General features: G+C 65.6%; 19 protein-coding genes and 5 tRNA genes. All 24 read right to left on the bottom strand.

Features of this window, described 5'->3' with window-relative positions:
- Window positions 1–5: 5 nt before the first annotated feature.
- The 24 genes from nuoK to M2351_RS06305 all read right to left on the bottom strand — a co-directional run bounded on the left by nuoK (window position 6) and on the right by M2351_RS06305 (window position 21,511).
- The gene (nuoK, locus tag M2351_RS06420; RefSeq protein WP_209764350.1) at window positions 6–314 is read right to left on the bottom strand and encodes an NADH-quinone oxidoreductase subunit NuoK; all 309 of its coding nucleotides are present in this window, start codon (window positions 312–314) and stop codon (window positions 6–8) included.
- A 2-nt stretch (window positions 315–316) separates the two neighbouring features.
- Window positions 317–931 carry an NADH-quinone oxidoreductase subunit J gene (locus tag M2351_RS06415; protein WP_264655278.1) on the bottom strand — a complete coding sequence of 205 codons (615 nt, stop codon included), beginning with the start codon at window positions 929–931 and terminating at the stop codon, window positions 317–319.
- A 36-nt stretch (window positions 932–967) separates the two neighbouring features.
- Window positions 968–1,456: an NADH-quinone oxidoreductase subunit NuoI gene (nuoI, locus tag M2351_RS06410; protein ID WP_209764338.1), complete on the bottom strand. Its 489-nt coding sequence runs from the start codon at window positions 1,454–1,456 to the stop codon at window positions 968–970.
- Between the two features lie 79 nt (window positions 1,457–1,535).
- Window positions 1,536–2,546, bottom strand: coding sequence for an NADH-quinone oxidoreductase subunit NuoH (nuoH, locus tag M2351_RS06405; protein WP_209764337.1), 1,011 nt, complete (start codon window positions 2,544–2,546; stop codon window positions 1,536–1,538).
- Window positions 2,539–4,611 carry an NADH-quinone oxidoreductase subunit NuoG gene (gene nuoG, locus M2351_RS06400; protein WP_264655277.1) on the bottom strand — a complete coding sequence of 691 codons (2,073 nt, stop codon included), beginning with the start codon at window positions 4,609–4,611 and terminating at the stop codon, window positions 2,539–2,541. The genes nuoH and nuoG overlap by 8 nt, the downstream gene beginning before the upstream one ends.
- Window positions 4,612–4,626: 15 nt before the next feature.
- Window positions 4,627–5,919 carry an NADH-quinone oxidoreductase subunit NuoF gene (gene nuoF, locus M2351_RS06395; RefSeq protein ID WP_264655276.1) on the bottom strand — a complete coding sequence of 431 codons (1,293 nt, stop codon included), beginning with the start codon at window positions 5,917–5,919 and terminating at the stop codon, window positions 4,627–4,629.
- 10 nt (window positions 5,920–5,929) lie between these two features.
- A complete protein-coding gene (gene nuoE, locus M2351_RS06390) occupies window positions 5,930–6,550 on the bottom strand; it encodes an NADH-quinone oxidoreductase subunit NuoE (protein WP_264655275.1) in 621 nt (206 codons plus the stop codon).
- Window positions 6,547–7,695, bottom strand: a complete 1,149-nt coding sequence (locus M2351_RS06385; protein ID WP_264656846.1) for an NADH-quinone oxidoreductase subunit D — start codon at window positions 7,693–7,695, stop codon at window positions 6,547–6,549. The genes nuoE and M2351_RS06385 overlap by 4 nt, the downstream gene beginning before the upstream one ends.
- A 68-nt stretch (window positions 7,696–7,763) precedes the next feature.
- Window positions 7,764–8,393 (bottom strand): NADH-quinone oxidoreductase subunit C, encoded by a 630-nt coding sequence (locus M2351_RS06380; protein ID WP_209764321.1) that lies wholly within the window; start codon window positions 8,391–8,393, stop codon window positions 7,764–7,766.
- A 25-nt stretch (window positions 8,394–8,418) separates the two neighbouring features.
- Complete coding sequence (locus tag M2351_RS06375; RefSeq protein WP_209764320.1) at window positions 8,419–8,961, bottom strand: NuoB/complex I 20 kDa subunit family protein; 543 nt, start codon at window positions 8,959–8,961, stop codon at window positions 8,419–8,421.
- Complete coding sequence (locus M2351_RS06370; protein WP_264655274.1) at window positions 8,952–9,320, bottom strand: NADH-quinone oxidoreductase subunit A; 369 nt, start codon at window positions 9,318–9,320, stop codon at window positions 8,952–8,954. Before M2351_RS06370 ends, M2351_RS06375 begins: the two co-directional genes overlap by 10 nt.
- Before the next feature lie 299 nt (window positions 9,321–9,619).
- A tRNA-Asp gene (locus M2351_RS06365) sits at window positions 9,620–9,696 on the bottom strand.
- Between the two features lie 293 nt (window positions 9,697–9,989).
- Window positions 9,990–10,064, bottom strand: a tRNA-Val gene (locus M2351_RS06360).
- Between the two features lie 94 nt (window positions 10,065–10,158).
- Window positions 10,159–10,431, bottom strand: a complete 273-nt coding sequence (locus M2351_RS06355; protein ID WP_209764202.1) for an HU family DNA-binding protein — start codon at window positions 10,429–10,431, stop codon at window positions 10,159–10,161.
- A 163-nt stretch (window positions 10,432–10,594) separates the two neighbouring features.
- Window positions 10,595–13,009 carry an endopeptidase La gene (lon, locus tag M2351_RS06350; RefSeq protein ID WP_264655273.1) on the bottom strand — a complete coding sequence of 805 codons (2,415 nt, stop codon included), beginning with the start codon at window positions 13,007–13,009 and terminating at the stop codon, window positions 10,595–10,597.
- Between the two features lie 273 nt (window positions 13,010–13,282).
- Window positions 13,283–14,551 carry an ATP-dependent Clp protease ATP-binding subunit ClpX gene (clpX, locus tag M2351_RS06345; RefSeq protein ID WP_264655272.1) on the bottom strand — a complete coding sequence of 423 codons (1,269 nt, stop codon included), beginning with the start codon at window positions 14,549–14,551 and terminating at the stop codon, window positions 13,283–13,285.
- Window positions 14,552–14,871: 320 nt separating this feature from the next.
- On the bottom strand, window positions 14,872–15,501 hold the full coding sequence (gene clpP / locus M2351_RS06340) for an ATP-dependent Clp endopeptidase proteolytic subunit ClpP (protein ID WP_264655271.1): 630 nt from the start codon (window positions 15,499–15,501) through the stop codon (window positions 14,872–14,874).
- A 103-nt stretch (window positions 15,502–15,604) separates the two neighbouring features.
- Window positions 15,605–16,939 (bottom strand): trigger factor, encoded by a 1,335-nt coding sequence (tig, locus tag M2351_RS06335; protein ID WP_264655270.1) that lies wholly within the window; start codon window positions 16,937–16,939, stop codon window positions 15,605–15,607.
- 91 nt (window positions 16,940–17,030) lie between these two features.
- Window positions 17,031–17,115, bottom strand: a tRNA-Leu gene (locus M2351_RS06330).
- 135 nt (window positions 17,116–17,250) lie between these two features.
- Window positions 17,251–18,783 (bottom strand): malonyl-CoA decarboxylase, encoded by a 1,533-nt coding sequence (locus M2351_RS06325; RefSeq protein WP_264655269.1) that lies wholly within the window; start codon window positions 18,781–18,783, stop codon window positions 17,251–17,253.
- A gap of 88 nt (window positions 18,784–18,871) precedes the next feature.
- Window positions 18,872–20,338, bottom strand: a complete 1,467-nt coding sequence (locus M2351_RS06320; protein WP_264655268.1) for an NAD(P)H-hydrate dehydratase — start codon at window positions 20,336–20,338, stop codon at window positions 18,872–18,874.
- Window positions 20,338–21,135: an HpcH/HpaI aldolase family protein gene (locus M2351_RS06315; protein WP_264655267.1), complete on the bottom strand. Its 798-nt coding sequence runs from the start codon at window positions 21,133–21,135 to the stop codon at window positions 20,338–20,340. Before M2351_RS06315 ends, M2351_RS06320 begins: the two co-directional genes overlap by 1 nt.
- 111 nt (window positions 21,136–21,246) lie before the next feature.
- Window positions 21,247–21,322 (bottom strand) — tRNA-His (locus M2351_RS06310).
- A gap of 113 nt (window positions 21,323–21,435) precedes the next feature.
- Window positions 21,436–21,511: transfer RNA gene (locus tag M2351_RS06305), tRNA-His, on the bottom strand.
- Between the last annotated feature and the right edge of the window lie 271 nt (window positions 21,512–21,782).

Raw genomic sequence — 21,782 nt, 5'->3', positions numbered from 1 at the left:
CGGCCTTAGCCCCTCATCAGATTGATGTCTTCGACTCGGATCGAGCCGCGGTTGCGGAAGTAGACCACCAGGATCGCCAGCCCAATTGCCGCCTCGGCGGCGGCCACGGTCAGGATGATCATGGAGAAAACCTGCCCAACCAGATCGTTCAGGAAGACCGAGAAGGAGACGAGGTTCAGGTTCACCGCCAGCAGCATCATCTCGATGGACATCAGGATGATGATGACGTTCTTCCGGTTCAGGAAAATGCCGAGGACGCCGAGCGTGAAGATGATGGCCGAGACCGTCAGGTAATGTCCGAGACCGATGTCCATGATCACACGCCCTCCCCGGTCGGCACCTTGCGGATGGCGACCACGTCCTCGCGCCGACGGGCGAGCTGGGCACCGACGTTCTGCTTCCGGACACCCTCGCGCGAACGCAGGGTCAGCACGATGGCGCCGATCATGGCGATCAGCAGCACGATGCCCGATGCCTGGAACAGGTAGACATAGTGGGTGTAGATGAGCTGCCCGAGTTGTTCGGTGTTGGTCGCCGACCCCATCGCTGCGGCCGGAGCCGACGCGATCTTCTGCGCCGCCGGCGTTATGATCCAGCCACCGAGCACGGCGGCCAGTTCGGCCAGCAGGATGACGCCGATCAGGCCGCCCAGCGGCAGATACTGCATGGCACCCGCCTGCAGCTCGCGGAAATTGATGTCCAGCATCATCACCACGAACAGGAACAGGACCGCGACCGCGCCCACATAGACGATCACGAGGATCATCGCGATGAACTCGGCGCCGAGCAGAACGCACAAGCCAGCGGCCTGGAAGAATGCCAGGACCAGATAAAGGACCGAATGAACGGGATTCCGCGCCGAGATGACCATCACACCGGAGGCCACCAGAAGCGCGGCAAACACGTAGAAGGCGATGCCTTGGATAATCATCGAAATCCCCGTTTCCGCTTACCGCCCTGTTTGCACTTACCGGTAAGGAGCCTCGGCCGCGAGGTTCTGGGCAATTTCCGCCTCCCAGCGGTCGCCGTTCGCCAGCAGCTTCTGCTTGTTGTAGAAAAGCTCTTCGCGGTTCTCGGTCGAGAACTCGAAGTTCGGGCCCATGACGATGGCGTCCACCGGGCATGCCTCCTGGCAATAGCCGCAGTAGATGCACTTGGTCATGTCGATGTCGTAGCGCGTGGTGCGGCGGCTGCCGTCGTCACGCGGTTCGGCCTCAATGGTGATCGCCAGGGCCGGGCACACCGCCTCGCATAGCTTGCACGCGATGCAGCGCTCCTCGCCGCCGGGATACCGGCGCAGGACGTGCTCTCCGCGGAAGCGCGGGCTGATGGGGCCCTTCTCGAACGGGTAGTTCAGGGTCACCTTGGGCTTGAACATATAGCGCAGGGTGAGCCCGAGGCCGCCCAACAGTTCGGTCAGGAACAGGCTGCGCGCCGCACGATCGAGGAACGCCATGGCCTCTTCGTCTCCTTCCTTGCGGGCGCCGAACCAACGGCGCCCGCGCATTCTTTGATATCTCGCCGGATGGACGGGGTTACTTCGGCAGCCAGCCGAACGTCACCAGGACGCCAGCCGTCAGCACAACCCACACGAGCGAGAATGGCAGAAACACCTTCCAACCCAGGCGCATCAGCTGGTCGTAGCGGTAGCGCGGCATGGTCGCGCGGACCCAGACATACACGAACAGGCAAAGCGCGATCTTCAGGGCGAACCAAATGGGGCCCGGGATCCAGGTGAAAGGCGCGAACGGCAGCGGAGGCAGCCAGCCGCCGAGGAACAGGATGCTCGTCATCCCGCTCATCAGGATCATGTTCGCGTATTCGCCGAGGAAAAACAGCGCGAAGGGCATCGAGCTGTATTCCACCATGAAGCCGGCCACCAGTTCCGACTCGCCTTCCGGAAGATCGAAGGGCGAACGGTTGGTTTCCGCCAGAGCCGAGATGAAGAAGATCACGAACATCGGCAGCAAGGGGATGGCGAACCAGATGGTCTGCTGCGCCTCGACGATCTTCGTCAGGTTCAGCGAGCCGACGCACAGCAGCACCGAGATGATGACGAGGCCCATGGAGACTTCGTAGGACACCATCTGCGCCGCGGAGCGGAGCGCGCCCAGAAAGGCGTAGCGCGAGTTCGACGCCCATCCCGCCACGACGATGCCGTAGACGCCGAGCGACGAGATCGCGAACAGGTAGAGGATGCCGACGTTGATGTCCGCCAGCACCATGCCCGTGTCGAAGGGAATGACCGCCCAGGCGACCAGCGCCAGGAAGAAGGTCAGCATCGGCGCCATGTAGAACAGGACGCGGTTTGACCCGGCCGGAAGGATGTGCTCCTTCGAGAACAGCTTGAGGCCGTCCGCGAAAGGCTGCAGCAGTCCGAACGGGCCGACGATGCTCGGCCCCTGGCGGAGCTGCATGGCGCCCATGATCTTGCGCTCGGCGTAGGTCATGTAGGCCACGCCGACTAGAAGCGGCACGACGATCGCCAGGATCTTGAGGACGATGATGATCAGCGGCAGCAGGAAGCCGCTCCAGAACTCAGCCATGGGTACCGGTCCTCTCCTGAGCGCTCTCGGCGGACTTCACGAACGTCTCGGTGCAACGAGCCATGGTCACCGAGGCGCGGCTGATCGGGTCGGTCATGTAGTAGTTCGCGACCGGCGACACGAACGGCGCGGCATCCAGCGCACCGGCGGAGCCGAACGCCCCCCAGGCTGCGGGCACCACCGACCCGACCTTCCCGAACACCGGGTTGACCTCGACCATGCGCTGGCGCAGCTGCGGCAGGCTGTCGTAGGGCAGCTTGGTGCCGAGCAGTTCCGACAGGGCGCGTAGGATCTTCCAGTCTTCGCGCGCTTCGCCCGGCGGGAAGGCGGCCAGGCGGGCGGTCTGCGGACGGCCCTCAGTGTTGACGTAGGTCGCGTTCTTTTCGGTGTAGGCCGCACCCGGCAGGATGACGTCGGCGCGGTGCGCGCCCTTGTCGCCGTGGTGGCCCTGGTAGATCACGAAGGCCTTGCCCAGCTGGACCGGGTCGATCTCGTCAGCCCCAAGCAGGTAGACGACGTCGACCGAGCCGTCGGCCGCGCCGGCCAGGATACCGGCGGTGTCGAGACCGCCCTGCCCCGGCAGGAAGCCGATGTCGAGACCGCCGACACGGCTCGCCGCGCTGTGCAGCACGTTGAAGCCGTTCCAGTCCTCGCGGACGACGTTGACGCTCTCGGCGAGCGCGCGCACAGCCGCCTGCACCGCAGCACCATCCTTGCGCCGGAAAGCACCGGCGCCAAGGATGATCATCGGGTTCTTGGCGCCCTTCAGCGCTTCGGCGAAGGCGTGCGATCCGTCCGCGAGCCCCTGGAGGGCGTCCGGCCCGGTGCCCAGATGGGTGCACGGGTAGGTCAGGTCCCGGGCCTCGCCGACGACCGCGACCTTCAGGCCACCCATCAGGTAGCGCTTGCGGATGCGGGCATTGACCAGCGTGCCTTCCCAGCGCGGGTTGGTACCGACCAGCAGGATCACGTCGGCGCGCTCGATGCCGGCGATGCCGCTGTTGAACAGGTAGCCGACGCGCGAGGAGGTGTCGAACCGCGCGCCGTCCTGGCGGCAATCGATGTTGGCCGAGCCCAGGCCAGCCATCAGGTCCTTCAGCGCCAGCATCGACTCGACGTCGACGAGGTCACCGGCGATGGCGGCGATGCGGTTGCCGGCGACGCCCTTGACCTTGGCGGCGATGGCCTGGAAGGCCTCCGCCCAGGTCGCCGGCTGCAGCTTGCCGTCCTTGCGGACGTAGGGCCGGTCGAGACGCTGGCGCTTCAGGCCGTCGTAGGCGAAGCGGGTCTTGTCGGAGATCCACTCCTCGTTGATGTCCTCGTTGACGCGCGGGAGAACGCGCATCACCTCGGGACCACGGGTGTCGACGCGGATGTTCGAGCCGATCGCGTCGAGGACGTCGATCGTCTCGGTCTTGCGCAGTTCCCACGGGCGGGCCGTGAAGGCGTAGGGCTTCGACAGCAGCGCGCCGACCGGGCAGACATCGGCGAGGTTGCCGGACATCTCCGACCCGATCGCCTTCTCGACGAAGGTGGTGATCTCCATGTGCTCGCCGCGGTTCACCGCGCCGAGGTCCGGCACGCCGGCGATCTCGTTGATGAAGCGGATGCAGCGCGTGCAGTGGATGCAGCGCGTCATCTCCGTGCGGATCAGCGGACCCATGTACTTGTCTTTGACCGCGCGCTTGTTCTCGCCGAAGCGGCCGCGGTCGAAGCCATAGGCCATGGCCTGGTCCTGCAGGTCGCACTCGCCGCCCTGGTCGCAGATCGGGCAATCCAGCGGGTGGTTGATCAGCAGGAATTCCATGACGCCCTTGCGGGCCTTGTGCACGAGGTCGGTGTTGGTCTTCACGACCATCCCGTCGCCGCAGGGCATGGCGCAGGCGGCCACCGGCTTCGGAGCCCGCTCCATCTCCACGAGGCACATGCGGCAGTTCGCCGGCACGCTCAGACGCTCATGGTAGCAGAAGCGCGGAATCTCGATGCCCAGCTGCTCGCAGGCTTGCAGGATCGAGGTGCCCGGCTCGACTTCGATCTCGATCCCGTCGATGGTGAGTTTCGGCATGGGAAACCGGGCTCCTTACTCGGCCGCCAAGGACTTGGCGGCGTTGCGGTACTCGTGGATGCGGCGCTCCACCTCCGGCCGGAAATGCCGGAACAGGCCCTGGACCGGCCAAGCGGCAGCGTCGCCGAGCGCGCAGATGGTGTGACCCTCGATCTGCTTGGTGACGTCCAGCAGCATGTCGATTTCTTCGACGCGCGCGTTGCCGGTGACCATGCGCTGCATGATGCGGTTCATCCAGCCGGTGCCTTCGCGGCACGGCGTGCACTGACCGCAGCTTTCATGGGCGTAGAACTGCGACAGGCGGGCGATGGCCTTCACGACGTCGGTGGACTTGTCCATCACAATCACCGCGGCGGTGCCCAGGCCCGAGCGGACCTCGCGCAGGCTGTCGAAATCCATCAGCACCGTGTCGCAGATCGACTTCGGCAGCAGCGGGACCGATGACCCGCCGGGAATGATCGCCAGCAGGTTGTCCCAGCCGCCACGCACGCCGCCGGCGTGCTTCTCGATCAGTTCCTTCAGCGGAATGCCCATCTCCTCTTCCACGTTGCACGGCTTGTTCACGTGGCCGGAGATGCAGAAGAGCTTGGTGCCGGTGTTCTTGGGACGGCCGAGGCCGGCGAACCAGGCGGCGCCGCGACGCAGGATGGTGGGAACCACCGCGATCGATTCGACGTTGTTCACCGTGGTCGGGCAGGAGTAGAGGCCGGCCTGGGCCGGGAACGGCGGCTTGTTCCGCGGCTGGCCCTTCTTGCCCTCGATGGACTCGATGAGCGCGGTTTCTTCGCCGCAGATGTACGCACCCGCACCCCGGTGGATGTAGATGTCGTAGTCGTAGCCGGTCCCACAGGCGTTCTTGCCGATCAGCCCCGCCGCGTATGCCTCGTCGATGGCGCGCTGGACGTTGGAGCCTTCGTTGTAGAACTCACCGCGGATGTAGATGTAGCAGGCGCTGGCCCCGATGGCGAAGCCCGCGATCAGGCAGCCTTCGATCAGCTTGTGCGGATCGTGGCGCAGGATGTCGCGGTCCTTGCAGGTGCCCGGCTCGCCTTCGTCGGCGTTGATGACCAGGTAGACCGGCTTGTCCGTCACGTTCTTCGGCATGAAGGACCACTTCATGCCGGTGGAGAAGCCGGCGCCACCGCGCCCGCGCAGGCCGGATTCCTTAACCTGCTCGATGATCCACTCTTTGCCCTTTTCGATCAGGGCTTTGGTGTTGTCCCAGTCACCGCGCTTCTTGGCGGCGTCCAGGCCGAAGCTCTGGAAACCGTAGAGGTTGGTGAAAATGCGGTCCTCGTCGCGAAGCATCGCATCCCCCTCAATCGGCCTGGGTCGTGGTGAAAGCCTTCAGGGTCGTCGGGCCGCCCACCGGTTCGGAGGACTGCCGGCCGATCTGAGAGCCGGGCTTCGGGATCTCGCCGCGCTTCAGCGCGTCGATGATCTTTTCCATCAGCTCCGGGCTGACGTCTTCATAGTAGTCGTCGCCGATCTGGACGACAGGCGCGTTGACGCAGGCGCCCGAGCACTCGACCTCGCGCAGCGTGAACTCGCCGTCATCGGTGGTCTCGCCCACCCCGATGCCCAGCTTGCGCTCACAGGCGTGCACCACGTCGTCGGATCCACGCAGCCAGCAGGGCGTGGTCGTGCAGACCTGGATCACGTGCTTGCCGACCGGAGACTTGTTGTACATCGTGTAGAAGGTCGCAACCTCGTACACGCGAATGCGCGGCATCCCCAGCAGGTCGGCGACGGCGTCCATGGTGGCGCGCGACACCCAGCCGGCGTTCTGGCGCTGGGCCAGATCGAGCAGCGGCATGCAGGCGCTGGCCTGCCGGCCTTCCGGGTACTTGGCGATGATCTTCTTCGCCCGCTCCAGGTTCTCCGGAGTGAAGGCGAAGGTTGCCGGCTCGTTGGCCGGATCGTGAGCCGAGGCGCTCATCGGTCAATTTCTCCGAACACGATGTCCATGGACGCGATGTTGGCCACCGCGTCGGCCAGCATGTGGCCCTTCGACATGAAGTCGAGGCCTTGCAGGTGGGCGAAGCCGGGGGCCCGGATCTTGCACCGGTACGGCTTGTTCGTCCCGTCGGACACCAGATAGACGGCAAACTCGCCCTTGGGCGCCTCGATGGCGGTGTAGGTCTCGCCTTCGGGAACGTGGAAGCCCTCGGTAAAGAGCTTGAAGTGGTGGATCAGCGCTTCCATCGAGCGCTTCATCTCGCCGCGCGGCGGCGGAGCGACCTTGCGGTCCTCGACGCGCACCGGGCCGTCGGGCAGTTCCTTCAGGCACTGGCGGATGATGCGGTTGGACTGACGCATTTCTTCCATGCGGACCAGATAGCGCGCCCAGCAGTCGCCGGTCAGGCCGACCGGAACGTCGAAGTCCATGCGGTCATAGACTTCGTAGGGCTGCGACTTGCGCAGGTCCCAGGCCACGCCCGAGCCGCGGAGCATCGGACCGGTGAAGCCCCAGTCGAAGGCCTCTTCCTTGGTGACGACGCCGATGTCGACCGTGCGCTGCTTGAAGATGCGGTTGTCGGTCAGCAGGTTGTCGATGTCCTCGACGAACTTCGGGAAGCGTTCCGTGAACTCCCAGATGTCGTCGGTCAGACCCGCCGGCAGGTCCCAGGCGACCCCGCCCGGACGGAAGTAGTTGGCGTGCAGCCGAGCGCCGGAGACGCGCTCGTAGAACTCCATGAGGATCTCGCGCTCCTCGAAGCCCCACAGCGCCGGCGTGATCGCGCCGACGTCCAGTGCGCCGGTCGTGATCGACAGGATGTGGTTCAGGATGCGCGTGATTTCGGAGAACAGAACGCGGATGTACTGGGCGCGCAACGGCGCCTGGATGCGCAGCAGCTTCTCTATGCCGAGCACGTAGGCGTGCTCCATGCACATCGGGCTGACGTAATCCAGGCGGTCGAAGTACGGCACGGCCTGCAGGTAGGTCTTGTACTCGATCAGCTTTTCGGTGCCGCGGTGCAGCAGGCCGATGTGCGGGTCGCAGCGCTCGACCACCTCGCCGTTGAGTTCCATCACCAAGCGCAGCACGCCGTGGGCCGCAGGGTGCTGCGGCCCGAAGTTCATGGTGTAGGGCTTGATCTGGGTCTTTCCGCCGGACTGCTCGGCGGTGGGGTGTGCGGACGTGGCGATGGTCACGGCTTGCTCCCGTCATTGGGGGCCTGTGCCTTCTCGTCTCCCGGAAGCATGACGTTGGTCATGCCTTCCCATGGCGACAGGAAGTCGAAGGTGCGGAAGTCCTGGGTCAGGCGGACCGGCTCGTAGACGACGCGCTTCTGGTCTTCGTCGTAGCGGCACTCGACGTAGCCGGTCATCGGGAAGTCCTTGCGCAGCGGGTGCCCTTCGAACCCATAGTCCGTCAGGATGCGGCGCAGATCGGGATGGTCGGCGAAAAAGACCCCGTAGAGGTCCCAGGTTTCTCGCTCGAACCAATTCGCCGCGCTGAAGACCGGGACGGCCGAGGCCACCGGCGTGTCCTCGTCGGTGGTCAGCTTCACGCGAATGCGCCGGTTGTGCTTGTAGCTGATGAGGTTGTAAACCACCTCGAAGCGTTCCGCGCGCTCCGGCCAATCCACCGCGGTGACGTCCAGCAGCTGCTCGAACGAGCAGGCCGGATCGTCGCGCAGGAAGGTCAGCGCCTTGAGGATCGCGGGGCGACGCACGGTGACCATCAGCTCGCCGAGCTTCAGCTCGACCTTCAGCACATCATCGCCGAGTGTCGCGGCGATGTGGTCACCAACTTCCTTCAACGCCTGTTCGGACATGGGCAGGACCTGCCTTTTTCTTATCTCAGCGGGCGATGCGGTTGCCGCGCCGGATCTTCTTCTGGAGCTGCAGAATGCCGTACACGAGCGCTTCCGCCGTCGGCGGGCAGCCGGGCACGTAGATATCGACCGGAACGATCCGGTCGCAGCCGCGCACCACCGAGTACGAATAGTGATAGTAGCCGCCGCCGTTCGCGCAGGAGCCCATGGAGATGACCCAACGCGGCTCCGGCATCTGGTCGTAGACCTTGCGGAGCGCCGGGGCCATCTTGTTGGTCAGCGTGCCGGCGACGATCATGCAGTCGGACTGACGCGGGCTGGGGCGCGGAATGACGCCGAAACGGTCGAGATCGTACCGGCTCATGTAGGCGTGGATCATCTCCACCGCGCAGCAGGCCAGGCCGAAAGTCATCGGCCAGAGCGACCCGGTGCGGGCCCAGGCGAGCAGGTCTTCATACTTGGCCGTGATGAAGCCCTTCTCCTGGATCTCCTCGGTGACCGCGCGGAGGTAGGCGTCCTGTTCCGGTCCGGGCGGAATCGGCGCCAGCTTGGCAGCCTCTACTCCCATTCCAGAGCTCCTTTCTTCCACTCATAAATGAAGCCGATGGTCAGGATCCCGAGGAACACGATCATCGACCAGAAGCCGAACATGCCGATGTCGCCGAGGGCCACGGCCCACGGGAACAGGAAGGCGACTTCCAGGTCGAAAATGATGAACAGGATGGAGACCAGGTAAAACCGCACGTCGAATTTCGCGCGGGCATCCTCGAACGGCTCGAAGCCGCATTCGTAGGGGGAGACCTTTTCGGCGTCCGGGTTTTTCGGGCTGATGACGTAGGACGCGCCGACCATGATAACGGCCAGCACGACACCGATCAGCAGGAACACCAGGATCGGAAGGTACTCAATGATCAGCGGATTGGTCACCGCGGTCCTCCCATAAGCCCACGCCACGAACGCCGGTGCGGCCCGAAATCGGCCGACGCGCGGTGCCGTGGCTGGAATGCCTTGGATTAGCCCATCAGACGGGCCGGAATATATGACGAGACCGTGGGCAAGGAAAGCGCTTTGAATCGCTTTCCGCCAATGAATCCACTCTGCGGAAACGAGCGGATGTCCTTGGTAATACCACGCTTTTTAAAGGTGCCGCAAGCAGCCCCGACACGTCGTATACAAGCACCGACCGCGCGTCAGAAAAGCTGAATGGAATTGCTTTGTAGGGAGGATGGCGCGAGTGACGGGACTTGAACCCGCGGCCTCCGGCGTGACAGGCCGGCGCTCTAACCAACTGAGCTACACCCGCGCAATACAACAGCAACCTGACCCGAGTTGGCTGGACGCCGTCGTTGGCGTCTTCGGGCCTGTTTGGGAAGCGCTCGCTCCCCGCCGTTGGTGGCGGGTTTCTAGCGGTCCGGGCGGCACGCTGTCAATCACCAAATTGAAAAATTTGCCGAGGGGACGAATCCGAGGATTTCACGGCTTGCGCTTGGCGCGCGCCAACGGGCACTGCGCACACCGGCCGTGGCGGCGGGGTCTTTTGCCCGTGCCAGGATCTTTTAAATTGGGAGGAGGCGCGCCGGCTTCGCCATGACGCGTTGGTGGGCGATGAGGGTTTCGAACCCCCGACCCTCTCGGTGTAAACGAGATGCTCTACCGCTGAGCTAATCGCCCGTCGCTGGCGCCGCGCAAACATCCATGCCGGTGCCGCAAACGAAAACCGGCCGGGGTTGCCCGGCCGGTCGGCACTATGCCCCGAAAATGGGGATCAGTTCAAGCCGTCCTTCAATGTCTTTCCGGGCTTGAATTTCGGCTGCTTCGAAGCCGGAATGGCGATCTTCTCACCGGTGCGCGGGTTGCGCCCCTCGCTGGCCGCACGCTCGGCAACAGCAAAGGTGCCAAATCCGACAAGACGCACCTCATCACCCTTTTTGAGCGAGTCGGCGATTCCTTCAAACACTGCATCGACCGCCTTGGTCGCGTCAGTTTTAGACAAACCCGCAGCATCGGCGACGTGCGCCACGAGATCGTTCTTGTTCACTTATTCCCCCTTCCCAACTCTGCAAACATTCCTTTGAACAAAGCCGCCCCACGACTTTGCACGCAAAAGGATAAACACAGCAACGCCCGCCCGTCAATTGGCGACGGGCGGGCGTTCTGGACAGAAGCCGCATTTTTACGCGGCCATAACCCTGAAAACTGGGTCAGTGACGAATGACTTCACCGGTCGCATCGGTCTGCTGCTTCGCAACAGCGGGTTCGACAGCCTCCGGCTCGGTCCACTCGATCGGCTCCAGCGGACGAACCAGCGCGTTCTTCAAGACGTCGTCGACCGTGCTGACCGGAATGATTTCCAGCCCGCGCTTCACGTTGTCCGGAATGTCGGCCAGATCCTTTTCGTTGTCTTTTGGGATCAGCACGTGCTTGAGGCCACCACGCAGCGCAGCCAGCAGCTTTTCCTTCAGACCGCCGATCGGAAGCACGCGACCGCGCAGCGTGATCTCACCGGTCATCGCCACGTCCTTGCGCACCGGAATGGTGGTGAGGACGGACACGATGGAGGTGATCATCGCCACGCCGGCCGACGGGCCGTCCTTCGGGGTGGCGCCTTCCGGAACGTGGACGTGGATGTCCCTCTTCTCGAACAGGGTCGGCTTGATGCCAAAGGCCGTGGCGCGCGACTTGACGTAGCTCTCGGCCGCCTGGACCGATTCCTTCATCACGTCGCCCAGCTTGCCGGTCGTGGTGACACGCCCCTTGCCCGGCAGCGACACCGCCTCGATCGACAGAAGCTCGCCACCGACCTCGGTCCAGGCCAGGCCCGTGGTCACACCGACCAGATCCTCCAGTTCGGCTTCGCCGAAGTGGAAGCGGCGGACGCCAGCGTACTTGTCCAGGTTCCGGCGTGTGATCGTCACCTTGCCGCCGCCGGAGCCCTTCATCAGGATCTCCTTCACGGCCTTGCGGCACAGGTTGGCGATCTCACGCTCCAAGCTGCGGACGCCGGCCTCGCGGGTGTAGTAGCGGATCAGGTCGCGCAGCGCGTCGTCGGAAATGGCGAACTCGCCCTTCTTCAGACCATTCGCCTCGATCTGCTTCTCAATCAAGTGGCGCTTGGAGATCTCGACCTTTTCGTCCTCGGTGTAGCCGGCGACGCGGATGATCTCCATGCGGTCCAGCAGCGGCTGCGGCATGCGCATCGTGTTGGCCGTGCAGACGAACATCACGTCGGACAGGTCGTAGTCGACCTCCAGGTAATGGTCGTTGAAGGTGCCGTTCTGCTCCGGATCGAGGACCTCCAGCAGGGCGGAGGACGGGTCGCCGCGCCAGTCGGCGCCGAGCTTGTCGATCTCGTCCAGCAGGAACAACGGGTTCGACGACTTCGCCTTCTTCATGCCCTGGATCACCTTGCCGGGCATCGAACCGATGTAGGTACGCCGGTGACCGCGGACCTCCGCCTCGTCGCGGACGCCGCCCAGCGACATGCGGACGAAGTTGCGTCCCGTCGACTTGGCGATGGACTTGCCGAGCGAGGTCTTGCCGACGCCGGGCGGGCCGACCAGGCACAGGATCGGGCCCTTGACCTTGTTCATGCGGTTCTGGACCGCGAGATACTCAAGGATGCGCTCCTTGACCTTCTCCAGACCGTAATGGTCGGCGTCGAGGATCTTCTGCGCGAGCTTCAGGTCCTTCTTCACCTTGGTGCGCTTCTTCCACGGAATGGACAGCATCCAGTCCAGGTAGTTGCGCACGACGGTGGCCTCGGCGGACATCGGGCTCATCGACCGCAGCTTCTTCAGCTCGGCGAGCGCCTTGTCGCGGGCCTCCTTGGAGAAGCGCGTCTTGTTGATCTTCTCTTCCAGCTCGGCCGACTCATCGCGGCCGTCCTCGGTCTCGCCGAGTTCCTTCTGGATCGCCTTCAGCTGTTCGTTCAGGTAGTACTCGCGCTGGGTCTTCTCCATTTGCCGCTTGACGCGGTTGCGGATGCGCTTTTCCACCTGCAGCACGCCGATCTCGCCTTCCATGAAGGCATAGACCCGCTCCAGGCGCTCCGATACGGTCGCGCATTCCAGGAGCTGCTGCTTTTCCGGAATCTTGAGGGCGAGGTGCGAGGCCACGGTGTCGGCCAGCTTGCCCGGCTCCTCGATCTGGTTGATCGAGACCAGCACCTCCGGCGGGATCTTCTTGTTCAGCTTGATGTACTGCTCGAACTGCGACACGACGGCGCGTCCCAGCGCTTCCAGCTCCTGGCTCTCGCCCACCTTCTCCTCGACGAGGTCGGCGTAGGCCTGGAAGAAATCCTCGTTCTCGGCGAACTTCGTGATGGACGCCCGCTGGCCGCCTTCCACGAGCACCTTCACCGTCCCGTCGGGCAGCTTCAGGAGCTGCAGCACGGTGCCGACGGTGCCGACGCTGTAGATGTCCGCCGGCGTCGGATCGTCCTGCGCGGCGTTCTTCTGGGTGACGAGAAGGATCTGCTTATCATCCTTCATGACGTCTTCCAGGGCGCGCACGGATTTCTCGCGGCCGACGAAGAGCGGCACGATCATGTGGGGGAAGACCACGATGTCGCGCAGCGGCAGGACCGGATAGAGGGCACCACGGGGGATTTCGAACATTGATTGGGCCTCTTGATTGGGACGCCGTCAGCCCGGGATGGGCCTGAGAGGGGCCCTGCCTCGGGATGAGCGCGGGGCACGAAAACCGGCACGCTTTCTAACGTGGCACAGCCCCCGTGCCCCTTCAAGGGGCTGTAAGGCGGTATTCCGCCCCCTAATCGGACAAAATCACAGCAAAAACGGGCGCGTGTTCACGCGCCCGTTCAATCATTGCCGCACTGTGGAAAGCGAATGGCGGGTGCCCAATCCCTAGGCACACGCCTTCGCTATTCTTTAAGCACCGGGAGCCTGTTGTTCCCCACGGCGTTCGGCGTGGACATAGAGCGGCTTGGCACGCCCTTCGACCACTTCCTTGTTTACCAGGATGCTTTCGACACCCGCCAAACCCGGAAGGTCGAACATGGGATCGAGCAGGATCGATTCCATGATGGACCGCAGGCCGCGCGCGCCGGTCTTCCGCTGGATCGCCTTGTGTGCGATGTTCTTCAGCGCGTCCTCGGAGAACTCCAGCCGGACGTCCTCCATCTCGAACAGGCGCTGGTACTGCTTGACCAGAGCGTTCTTCGGGCGGGTGAGGATTTCGACCAGGGCGCCCTCGTCCAAGTCCGCCAGCGTGGCGACGACCGGGAGACGGCCGACGAATTCCGGGATCAGGCCGAACTTCAGCAGATCCTCGGGCTCGACCTCGCGCAGGATGTCGCCGGTGGTCCGCTCGTCCGGGCCGCGAACGTCGGCGCCGAAGCCGATCGACGTGCCCTTGCCGCGCTGGGCGATGATCTTGTCGAGGCCGGCGAAGGCGCCGCCGCAGATGAACAGGATGTTGGTCGTGTCGACCTGGAGGAACTCCTGCTGCGGATGCTTGCGGCCGCCCTGCGGCGGCACGGAGGCGACGGTGCCTTCCATGATCTTCAGCAGGGCCTGCTGCACGCCCTCGCCCGACACGTCGCGCGTGATCGACGGGTTGTCGGACTTGCGGCTGATCTTGTCGACCTCGTCGATGTAGACGATGCCGCGCTGCGCACGTTCGACGTTGTAGTCGGCGGCCTGCAGGAGCTTCAGGATGATGTTCTCGACGTCCTCGCCGACATAACCGGCTTCGGTCAGCGTCGTCGCGTCGGCCATCGTGAAGGGCACGTCGATGATTCGGGCGAGCGTCTGGGCGAGCAGCGTCTTGCCGCAGCCCGTCGGGCCGATCAGCAGGATGTTGGACTTCGCCAGTTCGACGTCGTTGTGCTTGGTGCCGTGCGCCAACCGCTTGTAGTGGTTGTGCACCGCGACCGAAAGGACACGTTTCGCGTGGTCCTGGCCGATCACGTAATCGTCCAGCACCGCATGGATGTCGCGCGGGGTCGGCACGCCGTCGCGGGACTTCACGAGGGTCGTCTTGTTCTCCTCGCGAATGATGTCCATGCACAGCTCGACGCATTCATCACAGATGAACACCGTCGGACCGGCAATCAGCTTGCGGACCTCGTGCTGGCTCTTGCCGCAAAAGGAGCAGTAGAGCGTGTTCTTCGAATCGCCGCTGCTGGACTTGCTCATCGGTACTCCGTCATCTCGCGGGGGACTCATCCGTTACCAGTCAACCGCCTGCGGCGTCCCCCGACGCCGGTCCTTTCAAAGGTTGTCTCCGGCAATGCCTTCGACAAGGTTAACGCATCCGCTCATACATGGTCCAAAGCGTCCTTACGGCGCCCGAACCCGACCCGTCGGGCCGTCTCGCTGCCATTCAACAACAGGGAAACGGCGCAATCAATCATTTGTTGGTCGCCCCACCGAGCGGGAAGCGATTGTGCACTGCCGCATTGGACGACCACCACCGCCCTTCCCCCGGCGCGGACCGGGGGATGCGGCGGCGCCGGTTACGACGCGCTGGAGTCGCCGCCCGGACGCTTCTCGACCACCTCGTCGATCAGGCCGAAGGCCTTGGCCTCCTCCGGAGACATGAACTTGTCGCGCTCCATCGCGGCCTCAATCGTGTCGAGCGTCTGGCCGGTGTGCTTGACGTAGATGTCGTTGAGGCGCGACCGCAGCTTCAGGATCTCCTGGGCCTGGATCTCGATGTCCGAGGCCTGGCCCTGGGCGCCGCCCGACGGCTGGTGGATCATGATCCGGCTGTTCGGCAGCGAGAAGCGCTTGCCCGGCGCGCCCGCGGCCAGCAGGAGCGAGCCCATGGAGGCCGCCTGGCCCATGCACACCGTGGACACCTGCGGACGGATGTACTGCATGGTGTCGTAGATGGCGAGGCCGGCTGAGACGTAGCCGCCCGGAGAATTGATGTAGAGCGCGATGTCCTTGCTCGGGTTCTCCGACTCAAGGAACAGCAGCTGCGAACAGATCAGGCTGGCCACGGCGTCGTTGACACCGCCGATCAGGAAGATGATCCGCTCCTTCAGCAGTCGCGAATAAATGTCGTACGCCCGTTCGCCCCGGTTGGTCTGCTCGATGACCATCGGGACCAGAGCATTCATCTTCGGTTCGAAGTCGTACATGTTGTTCTTCCCTGCTCCCGCAGCTCGTTTGAGGTCTGAGCAGACATTCATATAGGTATGGATCGGGGCGGCCGGTAGGCCGCCCCTCATCCTTTCTCGCCGATTAGGCCGCGGCGGCCTCCTCGTCGGGATCCTTCATCAGCTCGTCGACCGACACGGGCTTCTCGTTCACCTTGGCCTGATCCAGGATGAAGTCGACGACCTTGTCCTCGAAGATCGGGGCGCGGAGGTTCTCAAGCGCCTGCTGGTTCTGCTTGAAGAAGTCGAACACCTGGCGCTCCTGGCCGGGGAAGCGGCGCGCCTCGGCGATCAGGGCGCGGTTCAGCTCATCCTGGCTCACCTGGATGTTGTTGCGGCGGCCGACCTCGGACAGCAGCAGGCCCAGGCGCACGCGGCGCTCGGCGATGCCGCGGTACTCGGCCTTCAGCTCCTCCTCCGGCTTGCCGGCGTCCTCGCCGGCGGTGCCGTTCTTCAGCTCCTCCTGAAGGCGCTCCCAGATGCCGTTGAACTCGATGTCCACCATGCCCGGCGGGACCTCGAAGGAGTGGCCCTCGGCCAGCTTGTCGAGCAGCTGGCGCTTCACGCGCAGGCGCGACACGTTGGCGTACTCGCTCTTGATGCGGTCGCTGACGGCCTCGCGCAGCTTCTCCAGGCTCTCCATGCCGAACTCCTTGGCGAGGTCGTCGTTAACCTCGGCCGGGACGTTCTTGCGGAGCTCCTTCACGTCGACCTCGAACACCGTCTCGGCGCCCTTCAGCTGCTCGTGCGGGTAGTCGGCCGGGAAGGTCACGGTGACCGTGCGGTGCTCGCCGGCCTTGGCGCCGACCAGCTGGTCCTCGAAGCCCGGAACGAACTGGTTGGCGCCCAGCTCCAGCGGATAGTCCTTGCCGTCCATGCCCGGCAGGGCCTCGCCGCCGACGGTGCCGGCGAAGTCGATCACGGCGATGTCGCCCTTCTCGGCCGGACGGTCCTCGGTGACCGGGGCCTGGACGGAGTGGGCGGACGCCAGGCGGGCGACCGCCTCGTCCACGGCCTTGTCCTCGACCTCGGCGACCGGCTTCTCCAGCTCCAGCGCGGCGAAGTCGCCCGGCTCGATGTCCGGCAGCAGCTCGACGCCCATGGTGTAGGACAGGTCGCCGCCCTGCTCGTACTTCTCGACCTCGATCTTCGGCTGCATGGCGATGCGCAGGCCGCGCTCGCTCAGCGCCTGGCGCGAGCTGTCGGCGATGGCGTCTTCCAGGGCCTCGGCCAGGACGCTGCCGCCGTAGCGCTGCTTGATCACGGCGACCGGCACCTTGCCCGGGCGGAAGCCGGGCAGCTGCACCGTCTGGCGCAGCTCGTCGAGCCGGCCCTGCACCTTCTGTTCGATATCCTGGGCGGAAATGACGACCTTGTACTCGCGCTTCAGGCCGTCGGCGCTGGTCTCGGTGATGTTCATCGGAACGAAAGCCTATCTCGTTGTCCGGCCCGGCGGCGCCCGTCCGGGCGGCCCGAAACCGTGTGTTCCCATGCGGTCCAAGGGTTTGCCATGGTGCGGGCGAAGGGACTTGAACCCATACGACCGAAGTCACTGGAACCTAAATCCAGCGCGTCTACCAATTCCGCCACGCCCGCAATGGCAAAGACAGCCCGCAACGGGTGCGGAACACCCGCCGGACTGCCGGCGAAGCCCGCTCTATAGCACAGGGTTCGCGTCGCAAACAGCCTCTTTGGGAGCCAGATGGGTGCGTTTTGGCGCGAGCCGTCCCCTCACGCGCCCGCCTTGCCGAGCGAGCGGATCGAGGAGGAGGCGTTTATCTTCCCCTCTCCCCGGTAGGCCTCGTGGTTGGCGTCGATTTCGGCCAACTTGTACCGGTAGTTGATCATCATCCCGCAGGACTGCCGCAGCCCCTTGGGCGATGTGTCGCCCAGCCAGTTCAGCCGCTCCATGCGCGCACCGTTGCTGAGGTGGAAATGCGCGACCGGGTCGAGCGCCCGCGCCGGGGCGGTGCCGGGGCGTTCGCTGCGGCGATCGGACGCGCGCGCGGTGGTCAGGTACTGGACGCACAGCCGGGTCAGGGGGCCGCGCATCCGCTTCTGCAACTCCTCGTCCTCGTGCCAGCCGGGAAGGGCCAGCGCGGCGGACAGCACCGGCGGCTCCTCGGCGCCGTCGCCGTCGGAATCGGCGCCCTCCGATCCGCGTTCGGCGAGCGCCTCGGCGAGTCGCTCGGCCTCCGGCGGGGTCAGCAGCGCGTCTCCAAGCTCCGTCATCTCCCGGTCGAGCCAGCGGCGGAAGCCGGGAATCGGCGACAGGGTTGCGAATCCCTTGATGTTGGGAAACTCGTTGGTCAGCCCATCCACCACACGCTTGATCAGGAAGTTGCCGAAGCTGATACCGGCCAGCCCGACCTGCGCGTTGGAGATGGAGTAGAAGATGGCGCTGTCGGCGCTCTTAGGGTCGCACACCGGCGCGGACGGGTCGAGCAGCGCCTGGACGTTGTCGGACATGCCCTGCACCAGCGCGACCTCGACGAAGATCAGCGGCTCGTTGGGCATGCGCGGGTGGAAGAAGGCGAAGCAGCGCCGGTCGGAGTCGAGCCGGTCCTTCAGGTCCTGCCAGCCGCTGATCTCGTGCACCGCCTCGTATTTGATCAGCTTCTCCAGGAGGGAGGCCGGGCTGTCCCAGGTGATGCGGTGCATTTCCAGGAAGCCGACATCGAACCAGTGCCGCAGCAGGTTCTTCAGGTCGTCCTCAAGCGCCTGGAGCAGCGGCTCACCGCGCGCCATCTCCATCAGCTCGGCGCGCAGGTCGACGAGGAACTTCACCCCTTCGGGCAGCGCGTTGAACTGGGTCAGCAGGCGCAGGCGCGGTGGCTCCAGCGCCCGGCGCAGCGCGCGCTCGGCATGGCCGCGGCCGACCGGGTCGGTGGCCGCCAGGAAGGTTGCCATGGCCTCGTCCACCGCGGCACGGTCCACGTCAAAGTCGCGCGCGAGCATCATCAGGAAGTTGCGCCGCCCTCGCGGGTCGAGCGCCAGGTAGGTGCGGCCGAGCTGCGCGGCGCGGGCGCGGGCCGACACCTCGCCGCCACGGCCCTCCAGGCAAGCCTCGATCTGCTCCTTCAGGCGCTCCGCGTCCTCTTTGGGCAGCGAGGCGCGCGGCGGGGCGCCCACCACGCCGCGCGCCGACGCGGCGATCTCGCGCCAGCGGGCGCGCAGGGAGTCCAGGGTTCGGTCGAGCAGGCCCGGCTGCGGTGGCGCGGCCGGCGCGGGCTCGTTGCTGATCATCTCCGGCATATCGCTCATGCCGGGAGTCTGGCCCGCCAAGCCGCCCTCGGCAAGCGGTTAGCGTGAGCCTGACCGGATGGATAGTCCCCATCCGATCGAATGGGAACTAGAGGTCACCGGTTTTGAGACGCCGCAGCACGCCCGGCAGTGCCTCCGGCAGATCCTCGGCGATCAGACCGGGCCCCACCGCGTTGGCCGTCGCGCCGTGCAGCCACACCGCGGCGCAGGTGGCGTCGAAGGCGTCCATCCCCTGCGCGAGCAATCCCAGGACCATGCCCGCCAGCACATCGCCGGACCCAGCCGTGGCGAGGTCCGCCGGGGCGTTGGCGTTGACGACCGCCCGGCCATCGGGTGCGGCGACGACCGTGTCCGCCCCCTTGATCAGCACGACCGCGCCGCACCGCTCTGCCGCGGCGCGGGCCCGCGACATCTTGCCGCCACCGGCCTTCGCGAGATCCGGGAAAACACGGGCGAACTCCCCCTCGTGCGGGGTCAGGACGCACCGGCCGGTCAGGCAATCGAACAGGTCGGTCGGCGATTCGGCGACGCTGGTCAGGGCGTCCGCGTCCAACACGCAGTCCTTGCCCGCCGCCAGAGCGGACAGCACCCGCGCGCGGGTGTCCGGCCCGACACCGGCGCCGGGGCCAAGGAGGACGGCGTTCTTCCGCGAGTCCGACAGCAGCGCCTCGAACGCCTGCCCGTCAGCCGTCTCCGCGACGATCAGGCTCGGCGAACCCGCGGCGTAGATGGGAAAGGCCTCCGGCGGGCTGGCGATGGTCACCAGCCCGGCCCCGGCCCGCAGCGCCGCGCGCGCCGAGAGGCGGGCGGCCCCGGTCATGCGCGCGCCGCCCAGCACGACGGCGTGCCCGCGCGCGTATTTGTGGGCGTCCAGCCGCGGCCACGGGTAGCGTCGGCGCCACAGGGACGGGCCGTTCTCGAACGCCGTCGGCTCGATGCTGTCCAGCACCGAGTCGGGAATGCCGATATCGGCGACGACGACCTCGCCGCACAGGGCGCGGGCCGGCATTAGAAGGTGTCCGGGCTTGCGCCGGAAGAAGGTGACGGTCAGCGCGGCCTGGGGAGCAGCGCCGAGCACCTCACCGGAGTCGCCGTGCACGCCGCTCGGCACGTCGACCGCCACGACGGTCCGGCCAGCCATAGCGTCGACCACCGCCTTGGCTATCCCGTCGAGCGGACGGGTGAGCCCGGCACCGAACAGCGCGTCGATGACCAGCGGGTTGCCCTGGAGCAGGAACGGGTCCGCCGCTTCGACCGGACCGCCCCAGCGCTCCGCCGCCACCGCGGCGTCCCCGCGCAGGGCGGAGCGGGAGCCCAGAAGGGCAAGGCGGACCGGCCATCCCGCTTCCAGAAGCAGGCGCGCGATGACGAAGCCGTCGCCGCCGTTGTTGCCCGGACCGCAGAGGACGACCGTCGGGTGCGGCGCCCAGCGCTCGCAGACCGCGCGGACGACGGCAGCCCCGGCCGCCTCCATCAGCACCGGTCCGGGAACGCCGCCGGCCATGGTCAACGCATCCGCCCGGTACATCTCCGCAACGGACAGCAGTTCCTCCATCAGGCACCTCCCCCGGGTTGACCTCCTGACGCCCTGCGGAACGCGTCGACCTGGGCCAGGGCTCCCGCCCGCATGAAGCCGATGTCGCCGCCCGCCACGACGAGGTGGCATCCCCGCTCGATCAGCTGCTCCATCGGCCGGTTCTTCACCGGAATGGTGCCGTAGAGCGTGCCGGACGCCAGGATCGCCCGCTCCGTCCGGTCGAGAAGCGCCAGAACTTCGGGGTCGTCGAACTGGCCGAGGCGGCCGAAGCTGCCGGACAGGTCGTAGGGGCCGACGAACAGCATGTCGACGCCGTCGACGGCGGCGATCTCCGGGATGGCCTCCACCGCCTGCATCGTCTCAATCTGGCAAATGATGAAAAGCTCGTCGGCGCAACGGTCACGGTATCGCTCGCTGCAGATGCCGTAGTCGGCGCCGCGCGCCAACCCATAGGCGGCCCCCCGCAGCCCGTTGGGCGGATAGCGGCAGGCGGCCACCGCCGCCCTCGCCTCCTCCGCCGAGTTCACGGAGGGGATCATCACGCCCTCGACGCCGAGGTCGAGCGCACGCTTGAGATAAACCGGGTCGTTCGCCGGAACGCGCATCAATCCCGTGCAGCCGGTGCCGGAGAGTGCCTGCAAAAGCGCCAGCCCATCGCCGAGCGAGCCGGGACCATGCTCATGGTCGATGACCGCGCAATCGTACCCGGCAAGGCCGACGATCTCCGCCGCCACCGGGCTGCGCATGTCGAGCCAGCAGCCGAGCGCCGGCTTTCCGGCGGCAAGCGTTCGCTTCAGCGTGTTTTCGCGGAACATCGGTCCTCCCCGCACGGCGTTTGCGGCAGCATAGGCGCGCGCAGGCCCGGCGAGAAGCCAACCACATGGGGAGCGCTGAATTTTAGAGGGAGGAATTTAGAAGGGAAGGATTGGGGCGATGGATGGGACTCGAACCCACGACCACTCGGACCACAACCGAGGGCTCTACCAACTGAGCTACCACCGCCACCGTGGACCCGCCGTTCCGGCCAACCTCATCAAACCCTGCAACGGCGTGCCGGCCGAAGCCACCCTTATTGCATTGCACAATCCGGGCGGGCGGGACATAGTGAGGGGGACTGGGGCGATGGATGGGACTCGAACCCACGACCACTCGGACCACAACCGAGGGCTCTACCAACTGAGCTACCATCGCCGCAGCGGGGCCGCCTATTTGCCCCATGGAACCCGGCCGGTCAAGCCTTGTTTTCCATGCTCGCGAAAAATTTGCGGCTACTCCGTCCGGTGTCGGTAGCCGTGCGGATCTCTTGCGCGATCTGCACAAATATTGTTCACTTCGCCCTATCCAGTGGCAGCCTCATGCTGCCGCCGGTGGCACCGGCTCCGAGACGGCCAGCATCCCGCGCTGGCGATCCGCTTCCCCCGCGCTTGGCACGCCCCGTGCTTACGAAGGGGCGTCGGCAGTG

This window comes from Azospirillum canadense (genome assembly GCF_025961225.1).
GTDB lineage: Bacteria > Pseudomonadota > Alphaproteobacteria > Azospirillales > Azospirillaceae > Azospirillum > Azospirillum canadense.
The sequence above is the reverse complement of the archived record's forward strand: the minus strand, read 5'-3'. Positions and strand labels throughout refer to the sequence as shown.